At 58.2% G+C, this 21,443-nt stretch carries 19 protein-coding genes; 13 read left to right on the forward strand and 6 right to left on the reverse strand.

The window, feature by feature from the left end:
• Positions 1 to 27 precede the first annotated feature (27 nt).
• Positions 28 to 762: a DUF1997 domain-containing protein gene (locus H6F59_RS04910; protein ID WP_190522055.1), complete on the forward strand. Its 735-nt coding sequence runs from the start codon at positions 28 to 30 to the stop codon at positions 760 to 762.
• A gap of 150 nt (positions 763 to 912) precedes the next feature.
• Here the strand turns inward: H6F59_RS04910 and H6F59_RS04915 are convergent, their stop codons facing one another.
• On the reverse strand, positions 913 to 1,392 hold the full coding sequence (locus H6F59_RS04915; protein WP_190695907.1) for a DUF4079 domain-containing protein: 480 nt from the start codon (positions 1,390 to 1,392) through the stop codon (positions 913 to 915).
• Between the two features lie 216 nt (positions 1,393 to 1,608).
• Between H6F59_RS04915 and H6F59_RS04920 the strand changes: the two genes are divergently transcribed.
• Positions 1,609 to 3,351: a M48 family metalloprotease gene (locus H6F59_RS04920; protein ID WP_190695910.1), complete on the forward strand. Its 1,743-nt coding sequence runs from the start codon at positions 1,609 to 1,611 to the stop codon at positions 3,349 to 3,351.
• Positions 3,352 to 3,466: 115 nt separating this feature from the next.
• Here the strand turns inward: H6F59_RS04920 and H6F59_RS04925 are convergent, their stop codons facing one another.
• Entirely contained in the window at positions 3,467 to 4,264 is a 798-nt protein-coding gene (locus H6F59_RS04925; protein WP_190695913.1) for an E3 ubiquitin ligase family protein, read from the reverse strand.
• A gap of 314 nt (positions 4,265 to 4,578) precedes the next feature.
• On the opposite strand from H6F59_RS04925, the gene acsF reads away from it, so the two are divergent.
• Complete coding sequence (gene acsF / locus H6F59_RS04930; RefSeq protein WP_190522265.1) at positions 4,579 to 5,655, forward strand: magnesium-protoporphyrin IX monomethyl ester (oxidative) cyclase; 1,077 nt, start codon at positions 4,579 to 4,581, stop codon at positions 5,653 to 5,655.
• A gap of 157 nt (positions 5,656 to 5,812) precedes the next feature.
• Positions 5,813 to 6,691: a hypothetical protein gene (locus H6F59_RS04935; RefSeq protein ID WP_313887115.1), complete on the forward strand. Its 879-nt coding sequence runs from the start codon at positions 5,813 to 5,815 to the stop codon at positions 6,689 to 6,691.
• 142 nt (positions 6,692 to 6,833) lie between these two features.
• Here the strand turns inward: H6F59_RS04935 and dnaK are convergent, their stop codons facing one another.
• Both dnaK and H6F59_RS04945 read right to left on the reverse strand, forming a co-directional pair.
• Positions 6,834 to 8,741 carry a molecular chaperone DnaK gene (dnaK, locus tag H6F59_RS04940; protein WP_190695916.1) on the reverse strand — a complete coding sequence of 636 codons (1,908 nt, stop codon included), beginning with the start codon at positions 8,739 to 8,741 and terminating at the stop codon, positions 6,834 to 6,836.
• Positions 8,742 to 8,998: 257 nt separating this feature from the next.
• On the reverse strand, positions 8,999 to 9,454 hold the full coding sequence (locus H6F59_RS04945; RefSeq protein ID WP_190695920.1) for a hypothetical protein: 456 nt from the start codon (positions 9,452 to 9,454) through the stop codon (positions 8,999 to 9,001).
• Positions 9,455 to 9,624: 170 nt separating this feature from the next.
• On the opposite strand from H6F59_RS04945, the gene H6F59_RS04950 reads away from it, so the two are divergent.
• The 6 genes from H6F59_RS04950 to H6F59_RS04975 all read left to right on the forward strand — a co-directional run bounded on the left by H6F59_RS04950 (position 9,625) and on the right by H6F59_RS04975 (position 16,537).
• Positions 9,625 to 11,859, forward strand: coding sequence for a tetratricopeptide repeat protein (locus tag H6F59_RS04950; RefSeq protein ID WP_206755193.1), 2,235 nt, complete (start codon positions 9,625 to 9,627; stop codon positions 11,857 to 11,859).
• 192 nt (positions 11,860 to 12,051) lie between these two features.
• Positions 12,052 to 12,642, forward strand: a complete 591-nt coding sequence (gene hemJ / locus H6F59_RS04955) for a protoporphyrinogen oxidase HemJ (protein ID WP_190522069.1) — start codon at positions 12,052 to 12,054, stop codon at positions 12,640 to 12,642.
• A gap of 224 nt (positions 12,643 to 12,866) precedes the next feature.
• Positions 12,867 to 13,424: a hypothetical protein gene (locus tag H6F59_RS04960; protein WP_190695926.1), complete on the forward strand. Its 558-nt coding sequence runs from the start codon at positions 12,867 to 12,869 to the stop codon at positions 13,422 to 13,424.
• Positions 13,425 to 13,431: 7 nt separating this feature from the next.
• Complete coding sequence (locus H6F59_RS04965) at positions 13,432 to 14,088, forward strand: hypothetical protein (protein ID WP_190695930.1); 657 nt, start codon at positions 13,432 to 13,434, stop codon at positions 14,086 to 14,088.
• A gap of 107 nt (positions 14,089 to 14,195) precedes the next feature.
• Positions 14,196 to 15,551 carry a leucine-rich repeat-containing protein kinase family protein gene (locus H6F59_RS04970; protein ID WP_313887116.1) on the forward strand — a complete coding sequence of 452 codons (1,356 nt, stop codon included), beginning with the start codon at positions 14,196 to 14,198 and terminating at the stop codon, positions 15,549 to 15,551.
• Positions 15,552 to 15,793: 242 nt separating this feature from the next.
• The gene (locus tag H6F59_RS04975; RefSeq protein ID WP_190695933.1) at positions 15,794 to 16,537 is read left to right on the forward strand and encodes a toll/interleukin-1 receptor domain-containing protein; all 744 of its coding nucleotides are present in this window, start codon (positions 15,794 to 15,796) and stop codon (positions 16,535 to 16,537) included.
• A 5-nt stretch (positions 16,538 to 16,542) separates the two neighbouring features.
• Here the strand turns inward: H6F59_RS04975 and H6F59_RS04980 are convergent, their stop codons facing one another.
• Together H6F59_RS04980 and H6F59_RS04985 are read right to left on the reverse strand one after the other, a co-directional pair.
• Positions 16,543 to 17,325 (reverse strand): ABC transporter permease, encoded by a 783-nt coding sequence (locus H6F59_RS04980; RefSeq protein WP_190695936.1) that lies wholly within the window; start codon positions 17,323 to 17,325, stop codon positions 16,543 to 16,545.
• Positions 17,325 to 18,113 (reverse strand): ABC-2 family transporter protein, encoded by a 789-nt coding sequence (locus H6F59_RS04985; protein WP_190695939.1) that lies wholly within the window; start codon positions 18,111 to 18,113, stop codon positions 17,325 to 17,327. The genes H6F59_RS04980 and H6F59_RS04985 overlap by 1 nt, the downstream gene beginning before the upstream one ends.
• 198 nt (positions 18,114 to 18,311) lie before the next feature.
• On the opposite strand from H6F59_RS04985, the gene H6F59_RS26700 reads away from it, so the two are divergent.
• The 3 genes from H6F59_RS26700 to H6F59_RS04995 all read left to right on the forward strand — a co-directional run bounded on the left by H6F59_RS26700 (position 18,312) and on the right by H6F59_RS04995 (position 21,250).
• Positions 18,312 to 18,440 carry a hypothetical protein gene (locus H6F59_RS26700; protein ID WP_255524857.1) on the forward strand — a complete coding sequence of 43 codons (129 nt, stop codon included), beginning with the start codon at positions 18,312 to 18,314 and terminating at the stop codon, positions 18,438 to 18,440.
• 346 nt (positions 18,441 to 18,786) lie between these two features.
• Positions 18,787 to 19,521, forward strand: coding sequence for a TVP38/TMEM64 family protein (locus H6F59_RS04990; RefSeq protein ID WP_190695941.1), 735 nt, complete (start codon positions 18,787 to 18,789; stop codon positions 19,519 to 19,521).
• 100 nt (positions 19,522 to 19,621) lie between these two features.
• Positions 19,622 to 21,250: a mechanosensitive ion channel family protein gene (locus H6F59_RS04995; protein ID WP_242021273.1), complete on the forward strand. Its 1,629-nt coding sequence runs from the start codon at positions 19,622 to 19,624 to the stop codon at positions 21,248 to 21,250.
• Positions 21,251 to 21,443 lie beyond the last annotated feature (193 nt).

The following is a 21,443-nucleotide window of genomic DNA, read 5'->3' on the forward strand; positions in this document are numbered from 1 at the left end:
AGTGGTTGCACAGTGACTCTTGAATTTATGCCATCTGCCCAAAACTCCAACGCCTCGCCCTTGCCGGGGGATGAGGAGGTTGGCGTTGAGGAAGCGGTGGTCAACGACCAAATTTCCCCGACCACCGCTGACCATGCGGTCGGCCAAGCCCCCCATGCTCAGGTACCCCTAGACGGGGCTCTGCTGTTAGAGGGGTACTACGCTGGCAAAATGGACATGGCCGCCGATAGCGACACCGTTGGTCGCTACCTCAACAGCCACCGGGGGTGGTTTACCCGCTGCGCTCACCCAATGCAGGTAGAGGCGCTCTCAGACCACGGCTATGGACTGGTGGTAGGGCGCTTCTCGGTGCTGGGCTATGAAGTAGAGCCTAAAGTAGGTCTCTATTTGTCGCCCCTCGACCATCAGGTCTACCGCATTGATACGATTCCGGTGCCGGGGTACGTGCCTCCCGGCTACGACGTCGATTTTCATGCGGTGATGCGCTTGCAGGATGGCCCTAATGCCACCCCTCCCGCCACCAATCTCACTCAGGTTGATTGGGATCTGAGCCTAGCGGTCAAGATTCACATGCCACGCCTGCTCAACTCGGTGCCGCGATCGCTGCTTAAATCTTCGGGCGATCGCCTGCTTAACCAGGTGGTGCGCCAGGTCTCTAAGCGCCTCACCCGCAAGGTGCAAGACGACTTTCACCACAGCCACAACCTGCCCCTGCCCGAGAGCTACCGGGGCCACCACTTCTGGTCGAACTGGGGCCGGTAATCGGGCGGCGGTGTCTACGATGGCCGGGCCTAGGCTAGACCTGGGGATGGTTTAACCGGCAACACAAAGCGATCGCAGCCTAGGGGTCTCTTTTGAGCTGCGATCGCTGGAGAATTGATTGCTTATAACTTGCCTAGGTCACCCTGCGGACTAGGATCCGGCTGAGGCCTGAAGGTCAGTCAGCAGCCGCTGCACGATTTTCATGCCAGTAAAGGCTTGCCAGCTAAATAGCCCGACTAGCACCATGTTGAGGGTGATGTGGGTGAGACGAGCCGTCTCACTACCCTTCTGCATAAACGGCACTAGGGCGGCAGAGATAGCAATCAGGGTTGCCATACCCAGGCCTGCTAACAGGTGAGGCCCCACAAACAGCTTGCCGGCCTCTAAGTAGGTAGCCCCCATGCCACCCACGGTGCCCATCACCATCCAGGCCAGCAGCAGAGAGCCGACCTTGTGGTGCTTGAGGGCAAACTTGCCTTTGATCAACTCTTTGCGGGTTTCGGCATCGCCCAGGCGGGTGCGACGCGACTGAACTCCCAGGTAAAGGGCGTAGAGGGTAATCGCCAGCAGCAGCCACATGGTTATGGGGTGAACAAAGTTGAGCCAGGGTTGAATCGTGTCTAAGGTCATGGGCTCCGCCGTTACATTTATTTAACAAAATTATAGGAGCACAGATTCTGGCTTGGCAAAGCATTGGCTCAGAATAAGTCCAGAATAAATAGGTGTCAGGCAGGAACCGGGTTGCAGGGATAGCGCCATGCAGGCACAGCCCTGGGTCTTGTCCTACCCATCACGCAGGGAGCATGGCCCCACTTGTTGTAGAGAAATCAGCTTTAGGGAGATGTCATGGGGCGATCGCAGCGGTTTGTGACGGCATTACTGGCCAGTTTTTTAGGGGCAGTGCTGCTGAGCCAGGGGATTCCAGGGTTTGCGGCAGAGCCTACCCGAGCGGCGGCGCCAGCGGCAACGGTGTTGGCCAACGCCGAGGATGCGCTGCCTGTGGATCCGGTCGCACGGCCCGAAAATACGCTGCCTACTCCATTTCCAGAGCAGCCCGACGGCACTCTAAAGCTGCCGCCTAAGGAACCCGATATTCCCGAGATTCCTGGGGCTGGCTCTGAGGCTATCCCAGCGGCCACAGATATTGATGCCGATTCAACCGTGGGCCGGGCGCTGCTGCTGTCTGGCCTTTCGCCCGAGGTGGCCAAGCGCAGCGAGATCTTGATCGAGGCCGATCGCCTCTACCAGGCCGGCAATCTCGCCGATGCTGAACTCCTCTACCGGGCGGCCAAAGACCCAGAATGGCTGGCAGAACCAGGGTCAGAGCTGGCGATCGCCCCCCTCACCGACCCCGCTGAGCTACCTCCGGCTGGGCAGGTCTACTGGCGCGAGGCCCAAGCCGGGGCCGAGTCCGAATTCCCCAATCGAGTGCTGGTGCCCTTAGAACTGCTGGTGAAAAACTACCCCGAGTTTTTGCCGGGTCAGGCCCTCTACGCCAGCTACCTCGTGCAAAACGACCGGGCCGACGAGGCGGCTCGGGTGCTGGATGAGGCGATCGCTCGCTATCCCTACAATCCCGAGTTGCTCAAGGCTCAGGCCGAGGTGCAGATGGCCCGCGAACAGTGGATTGAAGCTGCCATTACCGCCAACCAGTTCGCTGTTCTCAACCCCGAGCACCCCGAAGCCGAAGCCATGAGCACCCTGGCCCGGCAGAACCTCGATCGCTTTCGCGGCGAGACGAACCAAACCCTGACCCGCAATTTGATATCAAATATTGTCACTGGGGCGGCCGGATACATTCTCACCGGAGGGCTGCTGGGGCCATTTAGCGCGCTCAATTCTGGCATTTTGCTCATGCAGGGCGAAAGCGGTTTGGGCAATCAGGTGGCCGAGCAGGTGAAGCGACAGCTGCCCATTGTCGATGATCCTGAGATTCGCGCCTACGTGAATGACATGGGCCAGCGGCTAGCCGCCCTGGCCGGCCGCGACGAGTTTGACTATACGTTTGAGGTCATCATGGATGACAGCCTCAACGCCTTTGCCCTGCCCGGCGGCAAAATTTTCTTGAATGCTGGAGCGATCACCAAAAGCCACTCCGAAGCCGAACTGGCTGGTTTGGTCGGCCATGAACTGGCCCACGCGGTGCTTTCCCACAGTTTTCAGATGGTGACCCAGGGCAACCTTACCGCTAGCCTAGCCTCGTTTATTCCCATTCCTGAGGTGGCCAACATCGCTGCTGGGCTGGTGGTGTCGAGCTACTCCCGCGACATGGAGCGCCAGTCAGACATTTTGGGTACTAAGCTGCTAGCCACCAGCCGCTACGCCGCTGACGGGCTGCACAATCTGATGATTACCCTCGAAAACGAGTTCGGCAACCAGGGCGTGACCTGGTTTGCCTCGCACCCCAATCCAGGCGATCGCGTCAGCTATCTCAAGCAGCTGATCGACCAAGGCGGCTTCGACCGCTACACCTACGAAGGGGTCGAAACTCACCTCAAGATGCGCTACAAGATGAACCAGCTAATCACTCAATACAAGCTGGAACAAGGCATTCCAGAAGATGAACCAATTCAGGGCAGGCGTCGCTAAGCCACGCGTTCCTAGGGAATAGCGCCCTTATTGCCGGTGTTGGGTATTGGTTGACGGCAAAGACAACTGAGCTATTCAACCCAGCGCAGTACCGCATCATCGCTCTCGAAGAAGTTCACCCCACGATCGCCGCCAATAGCAGCACTACCCCCACCCCAAAGCACCCCACCATCGACCAGAAAGCGATTTTGGCACTTTGATCAACGCTCTTAGTAATGGCCTCGTGGGATTTCAGCGTGATGATGTAGGGTTGGTAGTCCTGGGCGGGTTTTTCAATGACGATGGTGCCGGTGCGATCGCTCGCCATCCCCACCACTAGCAGAGGGCGATCGAGCGGCAAAACGGTCTCTCGATAGCGGTAGCCCAAGGTGCGGCGGGGGCCGCTGATACTGTCTTCCCCCAGCGCTAGCGAAAACGGGCCAAAGGAGAGCATGCCCCCCGCCGGGTTGCCCGGCCGAAATTCGTCTAGCACTTCCACTGGCTCGATCTTGGCCTCTTCAGGATCCACTCGCACCTGCCCCGATGGATCTACCAGGTCGAAGGGAATGCGCTGACTGTGCTCGCTGATGGTTTCTGAGCCCCGCTGAGTGCTGGTAGTGACTTTGCCGTCACTGTCTTTCTGGCGCACGGTTTCTTCGTACTCGCGCACTACGGTGCTGCTGTAGCACACGCAGGGAACTGCCTTAAATTCTGAGGTGAGGGGTGTAGTCGTTTTGATGGTGCCCCACAGCCACACATAGTCGCGCCAGTCGCCGCCGCCAATTTCTTTTGAGACGGCAGTAGCCGCGGCCTCTAGGTCGGTTGCCTGACAGGCACGAGCCAGTTTGAGCTGGCGACAGCGGCCCTGCTGACGTTTTTGCACCCACCCGAGAACGGCCCCAGCGATAATGAAGATAATGCCTGCGATCGCCATACTGCTCTCCCGTCAATGACTGTCAGCTCTGGCTATCAGCTTGCCCAGACGCCGCGCCAGAAACCCTGCCCCTTAACGAATTTGCACGAAAGGCTTTCCCGCTGGCGTTATTTACCGAAAGGTTTTGTTGCAAAACTTAAAGCGTTGCCGACTGTCCTGAAAGCCCTGATACACTGACATTTAGCGATTCGTTGGACAGTCTCTGCTCTCAGGATGTGATTAGTCCAGAGCATCTAGAGTTTCAACGACTGCTTCCCCTAGCATCGCTGCCGGGAGATAGACCGGCCCACGTTCACCGCGCCATTGAAGGACTCATGGTAGATTCCCTTAAAAAGCCTGAATTTCAAGAGATTCGCCCAGGGGTAAAGTCTCCCGCCAAAGACACCATTCTCACCCCTCGGTTTTACACCACCGACTTTGACGAGATGGCCGCCATGGACATCTCGGTCAACGAAGACGAGCTACTCGCCATCCTCGAAGAGTTTCGGGCTGACTACAACCGCCACCACTTCGTGCGCAGTGATGTCTTTGACAAGTCCTGGGACTCGATCAGTGGCGAGACCCGGCAAATGTTTGTGGAATTTCTAGAGCGCTCCTGCACCGCTGAATTCTCGGGCTTTTTGCTCTATAAAGAACTGGGCCGCCGCCTCAAGGGCAAAAACCCTGTGCTGGCTGAGTGCTTTGAGCTGATGTCGCGCGATGAAGCGCGCCACGCGGGCTTTCTCAACAAGGCCATGTCTGACTTCAACCTACAGTTAGACCTGGGCTTTTTGACCAAGAGCAAAGACTACACCTTCTTTAAGCCCAAGTTCATCTTCTACGCCACCTACCTATCCGAGAAGATTGGCTACTGGCGCTATATCACCATCTTCCGCCACCTCGAGTCTCACCCTGAGAACGAGATTTACCCCATCTTCCGCTTTTTTGAGAACTGGTGCCAAGACGAAAACCGCCACGGCGACTTCTTCTCGGCCCTGATGAAGGCTCAGCCCGAAATCCTCAACGACTGGAAGGCCAAGCTGTGGTGCCGCTTCTTCCTGCTGTCGGTGTTTGCCACCATGTACCTCAACGACCTTCAGCGCAGCGGCTTCTACGCTTCCCTAGGTCTCAATGCTCGCGATTACGACATTGAGGTAATTGAGAAGACCAACGAAACCGCTGGGCGCGTCTTCCCGGTGACGCTAAACGTCAACCACCCCAGCTTCTTCAAGCGGTTGGATGTGGCAGCGGCAGCGAACGACAAACTGGCTAAGGTTTCGGCCTCTAACCAGCCCAAGCCTGTGCAGCTGCTGCAAAAGCTACCCCACATTGCCACCATTGGTTGGCAGCTGGTGCAGCTTTACTTCCTCAAGCCCATTGACACCATTGCCGTCCGCGGTCAGGTGCGCTAGAGGACACTCGCCATTTACCGGAACGCTATCCTCGTTTCCCCCAGCGGTTTTGCTCTTTGAGTGAGGCCGCTTTTTTTGCCTGTCCACCGGGTAGCAGTGTAGCTGGACGAAGGCGGTAAGATGCATAGGATTTATTGTGTGAGCTAGGAGCCGCCAAGTGGTGTCAACAACAATTCGACTGTTGCAACTGGGGGGCTGTCTAGCAGTGCTTGGGGTTGGGCAGAGCGCCATGGCCCTTGAGGAGCGAGCCAATGTCGCTGAAGAGGTCGCGCCCGCAACGCCTAGCCTTGAAACTCCCTACAACTCGACAGCCTCTGGCTTGGCCATCTGCCCTGAAACCGTCGAGTTTGTAGAATCTTGTACGGTTTCCTTTGAGGCAACGCTGCCAACGGTTAGTGCTATCCCAGAGACTCTAGCCCTTGAGCCCGAGGTAGCGGCCCCTCCCCTTGACCTCGACCCGGCTGTGATTGAAGGCAGCCCGACGCTCCAGCGCTGGCTGGAGGATGTGCCCGATGTGGCCAACGAGATTCGTCATCGGCCCAGCTTTCGCACTAGACTGCGGGTCGGCTACGCCCAGTTTCCCTCTACTGGCCAGGTTGGCGGCTTTGGGGTAGCGGTAGAAGATGTTTTTGTGCCGGGCACAGGCCTCGCCGCCAGTGTTGACTACAGCCGCAGCTGGAATAGCCAGCGCGAATCTTACGGGGGTGAGGCGCGTTATTATCTGCTGCCTCTAGGTGGCTATTTCAACCTTGCGCCTACGGTGGGCTATCGCTCCCTCAGCACCCCGGCCTACCAAACCGATGGGCTCGATGTGGGCCTGCGCCTGATGCTGGTGCCGTCGCGGGGCGGTGGGGCCGACTTGGCCCTGAGCCAGCGATGGGTGGCACCCGGCACCGGGGAGGAAGTGGGAATTACGAGCCTGGCGATCGGCTATGCCGTGACCCGTCAGCTAAGGCTAGGCACTGATTTTCAGCGGCAAAACTCCCGTTTTGGCCAAGACAGCCGCGTGGGAGTTTCTTTAGAACTGCTGCTGTAGTCATTGTCGTTTCAGGGCGATATTTCTGATTGCCTACAAAGCTCTAAAGTGCGCTGGTTTAAAGCAAAAAAAGGTGGAGAGCGATCGCTCTCCACCTTTTAGCTAGCCGAAGCAAGGCTGTGGGCTAGGGCAGGGTGCCCGGTTAGTTCGAGCCCGGTTCAGAGAACTCGGCATCGATCACATCATCGCCACCGGAGCTATCGCCAGGGGTAGCGTCGGGGCCAGGGGTTGCGCCAGCCGCATCGCCACCGGCCTGTTGATATAGGTTGGTGCTGATGCCATAGAGGGTCTGTTGCAGTTCGCCCGTAAGGGTTTTGATGGTGTCAAAGTCCTCGGCTTCAATGGCGGTTCTAAGCGCCTTGATCTGCTCCTCGGCTTTTTCCTTATCAGCGGCGGGCACTTTGTCACCCATATCAGCCAGCTGCTTCTCAGCCTGGTAGGAGAGTGAGTCAGCCTGGTTCTTGAGGTCGATGCGCTCGCGGCGCTCTTTGTCAGCGGCGGAGTTGGCTTCGGCATCCTTGACCATGCGCTCGATCTCAGACTCATCCAGCCTTGAGGCACCCGAGATGGTGATGGTCTGCTCTTTGCCGGTGCCCTTGTCTTTGGCGGTGACATTGAGAATGCCGTTGGCGTCAATGTCAAAGATCACCTCGATCTGGGGCACGCCACGGGGCGCAGGGGGAATGCCAGAGAGCTGGAAGGTACCCAGGCTCTTGTTGTCATTCGCCATTTCGCGCTCGCCCTGGAGCACCTTGATCTCCACGTTGGTTTGCCCATCTTGGGCGGTGGAGAACACCTCCGACTTCTTGGTGGGAATGGTGGTGTTGCGGGGGATGAGTTTGGTCATCACACCGCCTAGGGTTTCCACACCGAGAGACAGGGGAGTGACGTCGAGCAGCAGGATGTCTTTGACTTCCCCAGCCAGCACGCCACCTTGAATAGCAGCACCTACGGCCACGACCTCGTCAGGGTTGACGGTTTCGTTGGGCTCTTTGTCGAGGGTGCGCTTGACTACGTCCTTGATGGCAGGAATGCGGGTGGAACCGCCCACCAGCACCACTTCGTCAATGGCGGTCTTGGCAATCTTGGCATCCTTAAGAGCCTGCTCGACGGGGATGCGGCAGCGATCGATCAGATCGGCGCACAGCTCCTCGAACTTGGCTCGGGTGAGGGTCATTTCCAGGTGCTTGGGGCCATCCTGGGTCGCGGTGATAAAGGGCAGGTTGATTTCGGCTTGAGTTACACTCGACAGCTCAATTTTGGCTTTTTCAGCGGCCTCAGTCAGGCGCTGCAGGGCCTGCTTGTCTTTGCGCAGCTCGATGCCTTCCATCTTTTGGAACTCACCGGCTAGGTAGTCAACAATCTTCTTGTCGAAGTCGTCGCCGCCCAGGTGGGTGTCGCCAGATGTAGCCAGTACTTCAAACACGCCGTCGCCCACTTCGAGAATGGAGACGTCGAAGGTACCACCGCCAAGGTCAAAGACCAGGATGGTTTCGTTGCTCTTGCGATCGAGACCGTAGGCCAGCGAAGCGGCGGTCGGCTCGTTGATGATGCGCAGCACCTCTAGACCGGCGATTTTACCGGCGTCTTTGGTGGCCTGGCGCTGAGAGTCGTTGAAGTAGGCCGGCACGGTGATCACGGCCTGGGTGACTTTTTCACCCAAATACTTACCGGCATCGTCGGCCAGTTTGCGCAGAATTTGAGCCGAAATTTCTTCGGGTGAAAATTGCTGGCCTGCTTGGGGGCAGTCAATTTTGACGTTGTTGCCTACGTTCATGACTTTGTAAGCGACTTCGGTTGACTCGGTGGTGACTTCGTCAAAGCGACGACCGATGAAGCGCTTGACCGAGTAAAAGGTGTTCTCGGTGTTCATGACCGCTTGGCGCTTGGCGATTTGGCCAACGAGGCGATCGCCGTTCTTAGCGTAGGCGACGACCGAGGGGGTAGTGCGAAAGCCTTCGGCGTTAGCGATAACAGTGGGCTTTCCCCCTTCCATGACGGCAACCACAGAGTTAGTGGTGCCTAGGTCGATTCCAACTACTTTACCCATATTGTCTTTGCTCCGGCTTGACAGCTATATCATCTATAGTGCTTGCTCAAGCCATTTCTCTGAAGGAGGGGATACCGAACCGTGGAAGGCGGGGTGTGGGGCGGGGAGGCGAGGGAGATGGGGAGATTCCCAAAATGCTATGAATGGGAAGCGCCAGTCTTTGGAGGACCCGAACAGCATCTTTAGTGGCAGGTTCTCGAAGATGGACTTTGAGCGCTGCCGGGTGCCCATGTCTACGGCACAGCCTTGCTCTTAATTCATTTCAAATAGCGATCGCCCTCGGGAGTGAGGCGCAGATTGACCACAGCCCGCTCATACACCACAATCAACCCCTGTGCTGCCAGTCTCTCTAGCAATCGCTGGCGATCGCCCACCGACACCCGCCGATGAATCTGTCCGGGGCGAATTCTGCCGCCCAAGCCCGATCGCAGAATCAGCAGCTCGTCGGGGGTGACGGGCCATACCGACAGATCGAGCTTGAGCAGAGTTTTGCTGGTGAGGGTGAGGCCAAATTGGGCGATGTCGTGGTCGTAGGTCAGCCAGCCCCTGGCCTGAAGCTGTTGACAGGCTTTGACCCGCTGGCGCATAGAACTTTTTCTCTCGACGGGCAGCGCGGTGAGGGCATCGCAGGTGCCGCCAGCGGCCTTGAGCTGGCTCAGGATAGCTAACTCAAGAGGATTTGGAGCCAGAGGGGTAGTCTGGGTTGCGCTCATGGGGACTGAAAATGATGCTGTCGTCCTGAAACGATTGGCGTGGGGTGAAGTGTAATGGAAGGGGGCGGGGCGATCGCGCTTGGGGCTAGTCTCTGGCTATCGCACTAGTTCATAGCAACTAGTTTTATCATGCCGCTTGCATCTTAACCACCGTGACCGCTGCTGTGTCTTTGAATTCTCAAACCTACCTGGGGCACAACCAGGAAGCCTATCAGGAGCTGCGACTGGCTCTGCAACTCAACCTGCGGCGGCAATTGCTGATTGCGGTGTGCGATGACCTAGCTCTGCAAGAGCAGCTGGCCCAGCGCCTGGAGGCTAACTTTAGTCCCCTGCCCGAGACAGTGCCCTTAGCAGCGGAGGTACGGGCGCGTCAATTCACGCTGGTGACCCTGCGGCTGAGCGGCGATCGCCCTGACCTGGTGCGCGAGGTCTTGCTGTGGCTGAAGCAGCAGCGTCGGCTCCAGAGCAGCTCGCCGACCACACCCGTGTTTCAAATTGTGGGCATCGACCAGCTCACCCGCCAGTCGCCTACGGTGCAAAACCGGTTTTTGGCTTCGCTGATTCGGGTCGATGCGCTGCTGACCCAGCTCGACTGTCGGTTGGTGGTGTGGGTGCCGCGCCCCTGGTTGGGCAAAATTCGTCAGTCGGTGCCTGGGTTTTGGCGATCGCGCAGCGGTCTGTTTGAGTTCATGGGTGAACCCGGTGCGTCCCCCTCGGCTCCGGCCGAGCCAGCGGTGCCGCCAGCGCCAACAAGCCCCTCGGCTAATCTCCCCGATCTCTGGCGGGTGCTGCGGGATGATCTTTCGACCTTTGAGCAGCCTGCGCCTGCGTCAACGGATCGTACTTCCAAGGATGCAGCGGTGGCACAGCGAGAGGTGCCGCCGACCGTAGAGCTGCCAATTCTGCTCAGCTCAGATTCTCAGGCTGCACCCAACAAGGCTCATGATCTGCCGCAGAATCCTCAGAACTACACTGTTGTAGAGCAAGGAACGTTTTCAAGCATCGTCATGCCGCCGGTGGGCTCAACGGCGGCAGAGACCCTGGCGGCCTTACAGCGGGCTGAACCTATGCTGCCAACCGTTGAGCCGGTTCCTGTCCCTGTATCCAGCCCAACATCGCTGCACCCTACAGGAGATCTACAGCTCCCCCCCGATCTGGCCCAAGATGTGGAGCTGGCGAATCTATGGCGCTACATTCAGGGATTGGTTGAGCAGCAGGCGGGGCCGCTGACCTTAGCGCGGACGTATCTAGCTCTAGGCCAGATGGGGCGCGATCGCCTCTCGGTCGAAGCCCCCGCCGCCAGCGTGCTGGACTTTGCGACGGCGGTGTACGACCGGGCGATCGCCGGTTTGCCCGAGGGCAGCACTGACTGGTGCGACGCCCTCAACGACCTAGCCAGCCTCTACTGGCTCCAAGGACAGCAGGAGAGCACTCCTGACCCCGCGCCTTGGCTGCGCCGCAGCGTCAGCACCTACGAAAAAGCCCTCCAGGGCGGCGCCAAAGCGATCCCCGCCGACACCTTGGGGCGCATCTACGGCAACCTGGGCACTGTCTATGGGCTACTGGCGAACCTGGACGATCCAGCCCCCTGTCTAGAAAAGGCGGTGGCGGCGTATCAGCAGGCTTTAGTACACAGCCCGGCGGCGCGATCGCCCATCGACTACGCCAATCTGCAAAACAGCTTGGGGGCGATTCACTGGCGGCTGTCCCAATGTGAGCAGCCTCAGCACCATCTGGCCCAGGCCATTGCCGCCTACGGTGAAGCTCTGGCCCACCGCACTGCCCAAGATGCGCCGCTGGAATATGCCATGGTGCAAAACAACCTGGGCATTGCCTACTGGAGTTTGGCCCAGCACCAACAGCCGGTATTTTTGCTCGAACGGGCGATCGCCGCCTACCAGGCCGCCCTCAAACATCGCACCGTGGCCGTTTCCCCGGCTGGTTGTGCGGCCACCGCCAATAACTTGGGCACTGCCTACTGGGATCTGGCTCAGCAGGCGGCTGTGGCAGGCGAACGGCGCATTGCTACCCTGCAACAAGCCGTTGCCGCCTACGAAACCGCTCTGGCCGCCGCCCAAATTGCCCTGCAAGAAACACCACCCCCTGCCCTTGGGTTTGACCTGTGGGCCACCTGTCACAGCGCCGGCGTGGTTCACGATCAGCTGGCTCAGGCGCTGCCAGAAACTCAGGCTGAAGCCCGTCAGCATCATCTAGAAACGGCCCTCAGCCAATACCTGCTGACCTACCAAGGCTGGTACGACAATCCCCAGCAAATGGAGGTGCTGATCACAGCCTTGGTCTACAACGCCCACCTCAACTTTGAAATCTTCGGCATCCCCGGTCAGCAGGCGGTGCTCTCTAAGCTGCCGGGGGAGCTGTTGGCTCAGGTGTTGCGGCGGCTGTAGGAGTAGGGATGGGTGGGTGAGTAGATGGGTGGATGGGGACAAATTCTAAGATCCAAAGCTAAGAGCCAGAATCGTTAAGAACCGTCGCACCCGCCTTCTCAAGGGCAAACCCTTGCAGGACAATGAAAGGCGTACTTAACGGTTTGCAACATCCCGCTAGAGCAAGGCTCCTGCTGGGCTGAAGGAATAACTATGGCCTACTACTGGTTCAAAGCGTTTCACATTGTCGGCGTGGTGGTGTGGTTCGCCGGGTTGTTTTACCTGGTGCGCCTGTTTATTTACCACGTCGAAGCCGAGGCCGAGCCAGAACCGGCCCGCAGCATTCTCAAGAACCAGTACACCATTATGGAAAAGCGCCTCTACGGCATCATTACCACTCCCGGCATGGTGGTGGCGGTCGCTATGGCTGTGGGGTTACTGGTGCTCATGCCTGAATACCTCAAGGATGGCTGGATGCACGCCAAGCTGGGGCTGGTGGCGGTGCTGCTGGCCTATCACCACTACTGCGCTCGGTTGATGCGGCAGCTGCACCGGGGTGAATGTAAGTGGTCGGGGCAACAGCTGCGGGCGCTCAACGAAGCTCCCACTCTGCTGCTGGTAGCGATCGTCATGCTGGTGATCTTTAAGAACAACTTCCCCACGGGGGCGACCACCTGGCTGATGGTGGGGCTGGTAGTGTTTATGGCGGCCACGATTCAGCTGTACGCCCGCAAACGACGGCTAGATAAGGAGAAAGCCGCCCTCGATGCGATCCCTGAGCCCCAGGCTTTGCAGAACTCCTGAGATAGTGCCCCTTACTTGAGCAGACGAATTTTGGCTGACAGACCACAGAAGGAGTAATGAGCGAAGAAGCAATGAGCTCAGATAAACGCTGGTTGGTACGGAGGATACTCGTTAGCTGCGGGTTCGAAGAAGCAATGAGCCCAAATGAGCGCTGGACGATATCGAGGGTATTCGCTATCTGCGGGTTCTTATGTTTGCTGGGGGGAGGCTTATTACTGACATTGGTGCCCCAAAGCATTGCCAATCAGGCCCAGGAAGTGGCTCGGTTGCCCGTAGCGACCGCTGATACCCTCAACGAGCGGGGAACCAGGGCGCTGATAGAAGGCCGTGTAAGCGATCGCATGGGCTTCAGCGATCGTCCACCCCTGGTTGCCTATGACTTATACGAGGGGGAGACCAGTCATATCTACGTTCCTACCCTTTGGGTGCAAATTCCAGGGAAAGAAGTGAAAGTGACGGAGGGGTATCGAATACGATCTACGCTTTCTTATGTAGGAGGCATCTTTCCTAGTGTAGACGGCGTCTATCACAGTAGCTTTCAAGTTAACGATCCCGTTGTGGTGTTGGGAACCTTGAGCGTAGCTGGCGATCGTCCCGTGGTCAGCGAGGCAGAGATCGCGTTTGGGACTAAAGAGGCTTATCTGGTAACAGTAGAACATGAGAGACAAGAGGCCCGCTGGGTGGGCCTGCTTTTTCTTGTTGGGGGCAGCTTGCAAACCCTAGTGGCAGGGGGGACGGCTTACGGCTGGCGCGGCGGCACAAACCTCTCCGGCGTTCCATAGAAGAGCCATGAGCACCTGGGAGCGCTGGCTGTTACCGGGCATATTGGCCGCCGTGGGCGTTCCCTTTTTAATTACCGGGGGAGTGCTTTGGGCCGTGGTGCCTAGGGCGGTTGCCAATCATGCTAAGGAGGTGGCGCGGCTGCCCGTAGCCACGGCGACTACCCTCAACGAACGCGGTGCGCCGGTGGTCATAGAGGGCCAGGTGAGCGATCGCAACCCCATCAGCGATCGCCCGCCCCTGGTGGCCTACAACGAGTACCATCGGGTGCGCCGCGACGACGAGTGGAAATGGGAGTATGAGCGCAGCTATAACCCCACGCTCGTGGTTCAGATTCCGGGAAAAGAGGTGGAGATCGAGGCCGGCTATAGTCTGCAATCGACGACTTCTCAGGTGCAAGAAGGGCGCAATCGCAGTTACGAAGGCTTTGAGGTCAACGATCCGGTTTTGGTGTTGGGCACCTTGAGCGTCGCGGGCGATCGCCCCGTAGTCGCCGAAGCCAAGATTGGGCATGAGACCAAAGCGGCCTACCTGGCATCCCTAGAGCAAGACCAGGCAACCGCTCGCTGGTTGGGTCTGCTGTTTTTAGTTTTGGGCAGTCTGCTGACCGTGGGGGCCGGGCTGGCCGTTTACTTGATCTGGCGTAGGATTGGCCGCGATCGTTAGGGCACTGCCTCAAGCTTGGATCTACTCAGTTCGTCTAATCGCCAACCTCGGCAATAAACTACACCAAATTTTCATACGTGAAACTTTGGAGAAATGCCACATTAGGCGTGGACACTCGACCCGAGGCTACACTGATGCACAATCTGGAAATGCGGCGACCCTTGAGTGTCGGCCCCGAACCGTTGCATTTGCGCCCCGGCACTCGTCGGCTCAACCTGGCGGCAGGGCTCACGACCTTTCCAGAAGAGATTCTTGAGCTGGCAGACAGCCTTGAAGTGCTCGACCTGTCGAACAATGCCCTAACTACACTGCCCGACAGCTTTGCCCAGCTGCGCAATCTGCGAGTGGCATTCTTTAGCAACAATGCCTTTGAGGTGTTGCCTGAGGTGCTGGCCCACTGCCCCAAGCTGTCGATGATTGGGTTTAAGTCCAACCAAATCACCACCGTGCCCGCTGGGGCGCTACCCCAAGCCACCCGCTGGCTGATCTTGACCGACAACCGCATCGAGTCGCTGCCCGAGTCCATTGGCCAGCTCACTAAGCTGCAGAAACTGATGCTGGCCGGCAACCAGCTGCGGGCTTTGCCAGAGAGTTTAGCCAACTGTCAAAATTTGGAGCTAGTGCGCCTCGCCGCCAACCAGCTTGAGGCCTTGCCTCCTCAGCTGCTCACTCTACCCCGCCTGAGCTGGCTCGCCTACGCTGGCAACCCTTTCTGCCAAAGCTGGGGCAGTGAACCCCTGCCATTGCCCCAAATCGCTTGGGACGACCTGACGGTGGGCGATGTTCTCGGGGAGGGAGCCTCCGGCGTAATTTCGCGCGGCACCTGGCGACAGGGTCAGGATGAAATGCCCGTTGCCCTCAAGCTGTTTAAAGGCGCGATCACCAGCGATGGTTTGCCCGAAGACGAAATGCGGGCCTGCTTGGCGGCGGGGGCACACCCCAACTTGGTTGCTCCCCTAGGGCAAATTGTCGCCCATCCCGAGCAGAACCATGGACTAGTGCTGCCGCTGGTTGACCCCAGCTACCAGGTGATGGGCGGGCCTCCTAGCCTAGAGAGCTGTACCCGCGATACCTATCCTCCAGAGGCCACTTTTTCCTTGGAGGCGGCTATGAGCATTGCCACTGGGGTAGCCGCTGCCGCTGCTCACCTGCATCGGCGCGGCATTCTCCACGGCGATCTGTATCCTCACAACACTTTAGTTACCGAGGAGGGAGACGCTCGCTTGAGCGACTTTGGGGCGGCCAGCTTCTACGACCGGGCGGGGCAGGCCGCTCCGGCTCTAGAGCGTTTAGAGGTACGGGCCTTTGGCTGCTTGCTGGAGGATTTGCTCGATCGCTGTCCCGACTCTTCTGAGATAACGTTGCGACTGCGCCAACTACAGTTTGCCTGCATGCAGGCTGAGGTGCTGGCTCGTCCAGCCTTTGAGGACGTGCTGGATGCGCTGGTGGCTTTGGCTTCCTAAGGCCTGTCTGTGGCGGGGACTCGGCCTGTTAATGGGCGCGGTCAATGCCCTGGCCTAACCTTGAACTGGGTAAAAGACGGTTGCAGATTCAGTAGACAGGTGTATCCGAGGATAGCAAGCCAATTTAAAAAATTGGGTATTCTCAAGGCGCGGGCAGTTGGAGCAGCAACCCCAGGCAACGCATGGCTCATTGGCCAGTCTGGGCACAGGGTTTGAGTGCATTGCAAGCATAGGTATAGCTTTTGAACAACGCCAATGTTGCTGGCCATCGCCAGTCTGCCACTGACCCAACGGCTCAGGTATTTTTGGCCTACGCGGCCGAAGACGGTTGCCGCGCCCCTGGGGAAGCGATCGCTGGTCCTGGTGGAGCCGAGGTGGTAGGGGAATTGCGCCAGCTGCTGACCCAGACTCAGATTACTTACCGGCAATGCCCCTGTCCCTGGCCTGCTGACGCTGACCCTGAGGCGATCATCTCGCGGGCGGCCGAGGCCTGCGACAACTATGTGCTGGTGCTGTCGCCCTACACCCTGGCTGATGTTTTTTGTCTCCAGGGGCTGCTGTTTGCCCTCAGCCTGAACAAACGCATTGTGCCGGTGCTGATTGAAACTGTCTCTGCTCATCACTTGCCTGAGCCCTTGCAAACCCTTGAGACTGTCGACCTCCGGGACAGGTCGTTGCCCCTGACGCAGACCGACGGGGGGCGTCAGCTCTTGCAGATTCTGCACCACGCCGCTGATTACCACCATGCCCACACCCAGCTCTTGTTAAGAGCTTTGGAATGGGAACGACAGCGGCGCCACCCAGATCTGCTGCTTGAGGGTGACGAGCTAGATCAATACCAGCGTTGGCTGGTGCAGGCTAACGGGCGATCGCACCATCGACCCATTCAGCTGCAAGCCCTATATATTACTGAAAGTGCCCGCCACCAGGCCAGCCAGGGTAGTGCCGTAGCTCTAGGCATGGGCTGGATCAGGCGCTGGCTTTAGCTGACCTAGCTCGATGCGCTGGTGTAAAAGCGTAGGGCAAACCGCCAAAACCGATTTGCCACCACCATGAGTACCATCGCCAGCAGCGCCGAAGCCAACAGCCAGCCGCGCCCGCCCTGGTTGAGCATGGTCTGGGCTGGTACGGTCGTCAAAAACGCCACCGGTACCACAAAGGTAAAAAACGCTCGGTAGGCCACCGGGTAGGCTGCGATCGGAAATCGCCCTGCCTCTAGCAGTCCCCGCAGTACCTCGGTGACGTTGTAGATTTTGACAAACCAAATGCTAGTGGCACCCAGCATAAACCACAGGCTATAGAGGGTCAGCGCCCCGAACAGCAGGGGCAAGATGGCCAGGGCATAGTCGGCCCAGCCCAGGCCCAGGCGCGTGCCGCCGTAGCCAATCATCACTAGGCCAAATAGCACGTCGGGCAGGCCCCAGGGCGAGACCACCCGGGTTGAGAGCCAAAACTGCGAGCTGATCGGCTTGAGCAGCACAAAGTCGAGGGTGCCCTGTTGCACCTGACTAACGATTTTGTTGAGGTTAGGAATGAGCACCGTGGCGGCAAAGCCTTGTAGCACGGTAAACAGCCCCAGCACCAGCAGGGCGGCTTCCCAACTCCATCCAGCGAACTCATAGCCGGTGCGATAGAACAAAAACAAGCCAAACAAGCTGCCCACCAGCCCGCCCAGGCTAATTAGAGCAGTGACCAAAAAGTTGAGGCGATACTCTAGCTCGGCGGCGATCGCCGTGCCCCAAAACAGTCGCAGCACCTTCCAATAGCGCTCCATTAGGCCCCCATGCCAGAATATTGCTTCAGCCCCTGCCGCCACAGCCAGCGGTTGAGCCCCCAAAACAGCGCCGACCAGAGTACCATCGCCGCAAACCCTTGGGCCACATGATCCGGGCGGTTAATCAGCAAACTGGCCGGGAAATAAATCAGGTACGGAAAGGGCGTCCACAGCACCACCTCGCGCACCGCGTCAGGAAAGAGAGAGAGGGGGGCAATCATGCCCGACAGGAAGGTGTAGAGCAAAAACCAAAACTGCTCTAGGGCGCTGGCCCGCTCCGTCCAAAAGGCCGCCAGAGCAAAGGTGTACTGCATGAGAAACCGCAGGCAGAAGGCCAGGGCGATCGCCAGCAGACCCAGAAGCAGATTGCCTAGACTGGGCAACCAGGCAGCGTAGGGGTAGAGCAGCAAAAACAGCCCCACCAGCAAGAAAGCAAAGGGCAGTCGGGCAAAGCGTTCCGACACGTGGCTAAAAAAGTGCCGCCAGGCCGGGTCGATGGGCTGCAACAGGTAGGGCGACAGCCGCCCTTCCACCACCTCCCGCTCAAATTCCCAGATCACCCAGACCACGGTGAACTGCCGCACCAAGAACACCGCCAAGAAATATTGCACCAGCTCGGTTGGGCTGAGGTCGAATTGGTTGCCTTGGGCCGCTTCGACCCATAGGCCCATGAGAATCAGTGGAAAGGTGCCAGACAGCACCCAAAACACCAGCTCAGCCCTGTATTCCACCATATAGGCGTAGTACACCGACAGCATGACGCGAGAAATTTTTAGTGCTTGTTTCACCTGGAGCTCCTCGTTAGCCTTCTCATACTAGGATGCTACCGCTGGTTGGAGGGCTGAGGTGCGACGGTCTGTCGATGGGCAGATATTTTCCAAAGTTTGATGTTTTCTGCGGGTAGCTTTAACTTTTTGCCCAAAAGAAAAGATATGCTTGGAATTGTATTCGGTAACTTTAGATACAGAATTTTTGGAGTGTTCGCTATGTTATCTACTCAAGAGCAGGCTCGGCAGCTATTGGCCCGTACCCGTCAGCAGCAGCAGCATCGCCGAGCCAACATGCTAGGACGTTCTACCCACGAAGTTTTGCCTTCCGAGAACCCTCAGGCCTAGGCTGAAATTGTCAGCTTCGACAGCTGGGTCATTGAGTAGGTTGACCACTTAGTCCGGTGTCACTCAGCAGGGACTTGGGCTAACTTAACCGCTCATTAACCCCAGCGATCGCCCCCACAACCATGATGAAAGTGAACCAACCATGCATTTCTGCAATGCGGTTCGCACCTGACTCATATCTAGACCCAGCGATCGCTGGGTCTTTTTTATGCTTAAAGCTGCTTGAAATCACAGATCTGGGTTTCACCTCCAGGCGGTACCAGCCGCACGACGTTCCCTCATCTCCCTTAAGATCAGGTCTTCCAGACCTAATTCGCGCCCGCTGTTAGTGAGAGTGTTTCGCTTTATGTTCTGGTTGAGTATTGCGTTAGCGAGTGCCCCGGCAGCCCTCGCTCTGGCTCAGGGATCCGGGGCAGACCCGTTGTTTTTCGCGTCGCTTCAGCAGCAGCTGGTGCAGGCACTGGCCTGGATTGACGGTCTAGGGGCGATCGCACCCCTAGTCTTCATCCTGCTCTACGTCGTGATTACCGTTGCCTTTGTGCCCGCCTCAATCGTGACCCTGGGGGCCGGCGTGGTGTTTGGGGTGCTCAAAGGCTCGGCCCTGGTGTTTGTGGGGGCTATGCTGGGGGCCACGGCGGCGTTTTTGGTAGGCCGCTACGTAGCGCGGGGCTGGGTAGCCAGCAAAATCGCCAATAACCCTCGCTTTCGGGCCGTCGACGATGCGATCGCCAGGGATGGCCGCAAGATCATCTTGCTGCTGCGGCTGTCACCGGGGTTTCCCTTCAACCTGCTCAACTACTCCCTAGGGATAAGCCAAATTTCCCTCAAAGACTACGTGGTGGGTACGGTAGGCATTTTGCCTGGCACAATCATGTACGTCTACCTAGGGTCGCTGGTAGGCAACCTGGCCACCCTAGGAGCCGACAGCAGCCAACCCCCCGTAGCCGCCACAGTGCAATGGATCCTTCGCATTGTGGGCCTAGTGGCCACGGTAGCAGTGACGCTCTACGTCACCCGCATCGCTCGCCGTGCCCTCAACGAAGCCATCCCCGAAGACTCCCCTTCTCCAGAAAACCCTTAGTTAGCCCCACCCCCTCACCCTCCCACTCCCTACCCCTTACCCTCCCACTCCCCACCCCCCGGTCCGCTATGCTGGTCTACGGTGTTTCGGGTCTAGACGCATGCCCACGGCAATCAACCCGATGAGTTGGCTAGGCCGTCTGGTCTGGGGAATCGTGCTAGCGCTGGCGCTGCATGGGGCCATGGTAGGGCCGGGATTGGCCCAGACTGTCGACACCGAGCCGGTATTTCTAGACGGCCTTTTTCTATTTGAGGTACCCGCGGCCGGGGATCTCACTGCGGTAGAGCGGGCCCTGGCTATTGAGATCAACCTGGAATCGCTGATCGAAAATGCCAACCCGGTGCTGGTGCGCACCGAAACCCGCAGCACTGGGGAAACAGGGGGGAGTAACACAGTTATTTTCGCGGGCGATCGCTACATCATGACGGTCACCAGCGCCGATGTCGGCGTGGGTGGAGCCAGCACACCCCAGGTGCAGGCTGATCGCTGGGCAGATGCCCTGGCTGTTGCCCTCACTCAGGCGCGTGCCGAGCGTCAGTCAGGCTTTTTGACCCAGGCGCTAGTCAAAGCTCTGGCCGCCCTGGCTGCTGCTCTGGTGCTGCATCTGCTGACGGGGTGGCTGTGGCACCGCTGGCTCAAGCCGCTGCTTGAACGCCTATCCTTTTGGCCCACCGATTCAGAGCACCACAGCACGGGGCTGAAGCTGTTGTTTCGGCTAACGCTGGTGCTAGTGCGTGGGACGGTGTGGTTTACGGCGGTGAGCTACATTGCCAAGCTGTTTCCCCTCACGCGCCGGGTGAGCTACCGAGTGTCGAGTAGTTTGCAGGAGGGCCTGTTTGACCGCAGCCTGCTGCTGGGCAGCCGCTCCTACTCACTGTTTGATTTGCTGATGGTCATGGCCACCCTGCTGGCATTGGTGGTGATTGCCAGCACCTTGACCAATCTGATGCGATCGCGCGTTCTGCAGGTCACCGGCATTAGCCTGGCCGCCCAAGAAGCGATCTCGGTGCTCTCGAAATACACCCTAATTTTGCTGGGCACCGTGGTGGTGCTTCAGCTTTGGGGCATCGATCTCAGCTCCATTGCCCTGATCGCTAGTGGTCTTGGTATTGGAGTGGGCCTGGGCCTGCAAGGGCTAGTTAAAGACTTTGTCAGTGGTCTCGTGCTCGTGTTTGAGCGCCCGGTGCAGGTGGGTGACTTTGTTGATTTTGGTCAGGTCAAAGGCACTGTTGCCCGCATTGGCTCGCGCAGCACCGAAATTCGCACCCTTGACCATGTCTCGATCATCGTGCCCAACTCCCGTTTTTTAGATTCAGAGGTGATCAACTGGAGCCACGGCAACCCCGTATCGCGCATTCGCCTGCCGGTGGGGGTGTCTTACAGCGCTGACCCTCAGCAAGTCAAAATTGCCCTGCTCGAAGCCAGCCAAAAAAATCAGGAAATTTTGACGGCTCCTGCCCCCCAGGTATTTTTCCTAGGCTTTGGTGACAGCGCCCTCAACTTTGAGCTACTGGTATGGATTGCTCAGCCTAGCCGCCAGCTGGTGATCAAAAGCGATCTGTACTTTGTGATTGAGGCTAGCCTACGCCACCACGACATTGAGGTGCCGTTTCCCCAGCGCGATCTGCACATTCGTTCGGGGTACCTGCCCATGTCCCGCCCATCGGAAGCACAGGAATATTTGGACCAGGCGGGCAACGAGTCAGCCCGTAGGTCAGAAGAGGCCTAGCAACACCGTTGATTTCTGTAAGGCCAGACTGAGGCGGATCGTTCTCCTGGTGGTTATGACAATAGAGACCTAATGCTGAATGCTGGTTGGCGATCCTTAGTGGAGTAGGAAAAATAACGGTTTTTCTGGTAGAGGCGCCTCTTTTTAAGCTGAGACAATTGAATTTAGACCTAGCCTGATCAGGGCGAACCAC

It is taken from the genome of Nodosilinea sp. FACHB-141 (assembly GCF_014696135.1).
Lineage (GTDB): Bacteria > Cyanobacteriota > Cyanobacteriia > Phormidesmidales > Phormidesmidaceae > Nodosilinea.

What these genes read in the sequence shown, in the direction of transcription:
- H6F59_RS04925 (WP_190695913.1), bottom strand. Translation starts at nt 4,264, where the DNA reads ATGGCGATCGCAGGCATTATCTTCATTATCGCTGGGGCCGTTCTCGGG.
- H6F59_RS04980 (WP_190695936.1), bottom strand. Translation starts at nt 17,325, where the DNA reads ATGGAGCGCTATTGGAAGGTGCTGCGACTGTTTTGGGGCACGGCGATC.
- H6F59_RS04965 (WP_190695930.1), top strand. Translation starts at nt 13,432, where the DNA reads ATGAGCACCTGGGAGCGCTGGCTGTTACCGGGCATATTGGCCGCCGTG.
- H6F59_RS04945 (WP_190695920.1), bottom strand. Translation starts at nt 9,454, where the DNA reads ATGAGCGCAACCCAGACTACCCCTCTGGCTCCAAATCCTCTTGAGTTA.
- dnaK (WP_190695916.1), bottom strand. Translation starts at nt 8,741, where the DNA reads ATGGGTAAAGTAGTTGGAATCGACCTAGGCACCACTAACTCTGTGGTT.
- H6F59_RS04995 (WP_242021273.1), top strand. Translation starts at nt 19,622, where the DNA reads ATGCCCACGGCAATCAACCCGATGAGTTGGCTAGGCCGTCTGGTCTGG.
- H6F59_RS04910 (WP_190522055.1), top strand. Translation starts at nt 28, where the DNA reads ATGCCATCTGCCCAAAACTCCAACGCCTCGCCCTTGCCGGGGGATGAG.
- hemJ (WP_190522069.1), top strand. Translation starts at nt 12,052, where the DNA reads ATGGCCTACTACTGGTTCAAAGCGTTTCACATTGTCGGCGTGGTGGTG.
- H6F59_RS26700 (WP_255524857.1), top strand. Translation starts at nt 18,312, where the DNA reads ATGTTATCTACTCAAGAGCAGGCTCGGCAGCTATTGGCCCGTACCCGT.
- H6F59_RS04990 (WP_190695941.1), top strand. Translation starts at nt 18,787, where the DNA reads ATGTTCTGGTTGAGTATTGCGTTAGCGAGTGCCCCGGCAGCCCTCGCT.
- H6F59_RS04915 (WP_190695907.1), bottom strand. Translation starts at nt 1,392, where the DNA reads ATGACCTTAGACACGATTCAACCCTGGCTCAACTTTGTTCACCCCATA.
- H6F59_RS04920 (WP_190695910.1), top strand. Translation starts at nt 1,609, where the DNA reads ATGGGGCGATCGCAGCGGTTTGTGACGGCATTACTGGCCAGTTTTTTA.
- acsF (WP_190522265.1), top strand. Translation starts at nt 4,579, where the DNA reads ATGGTAGATTCCCTTAAAAAGCCTGAATTTCAAGAGATTCGCCCAGGG.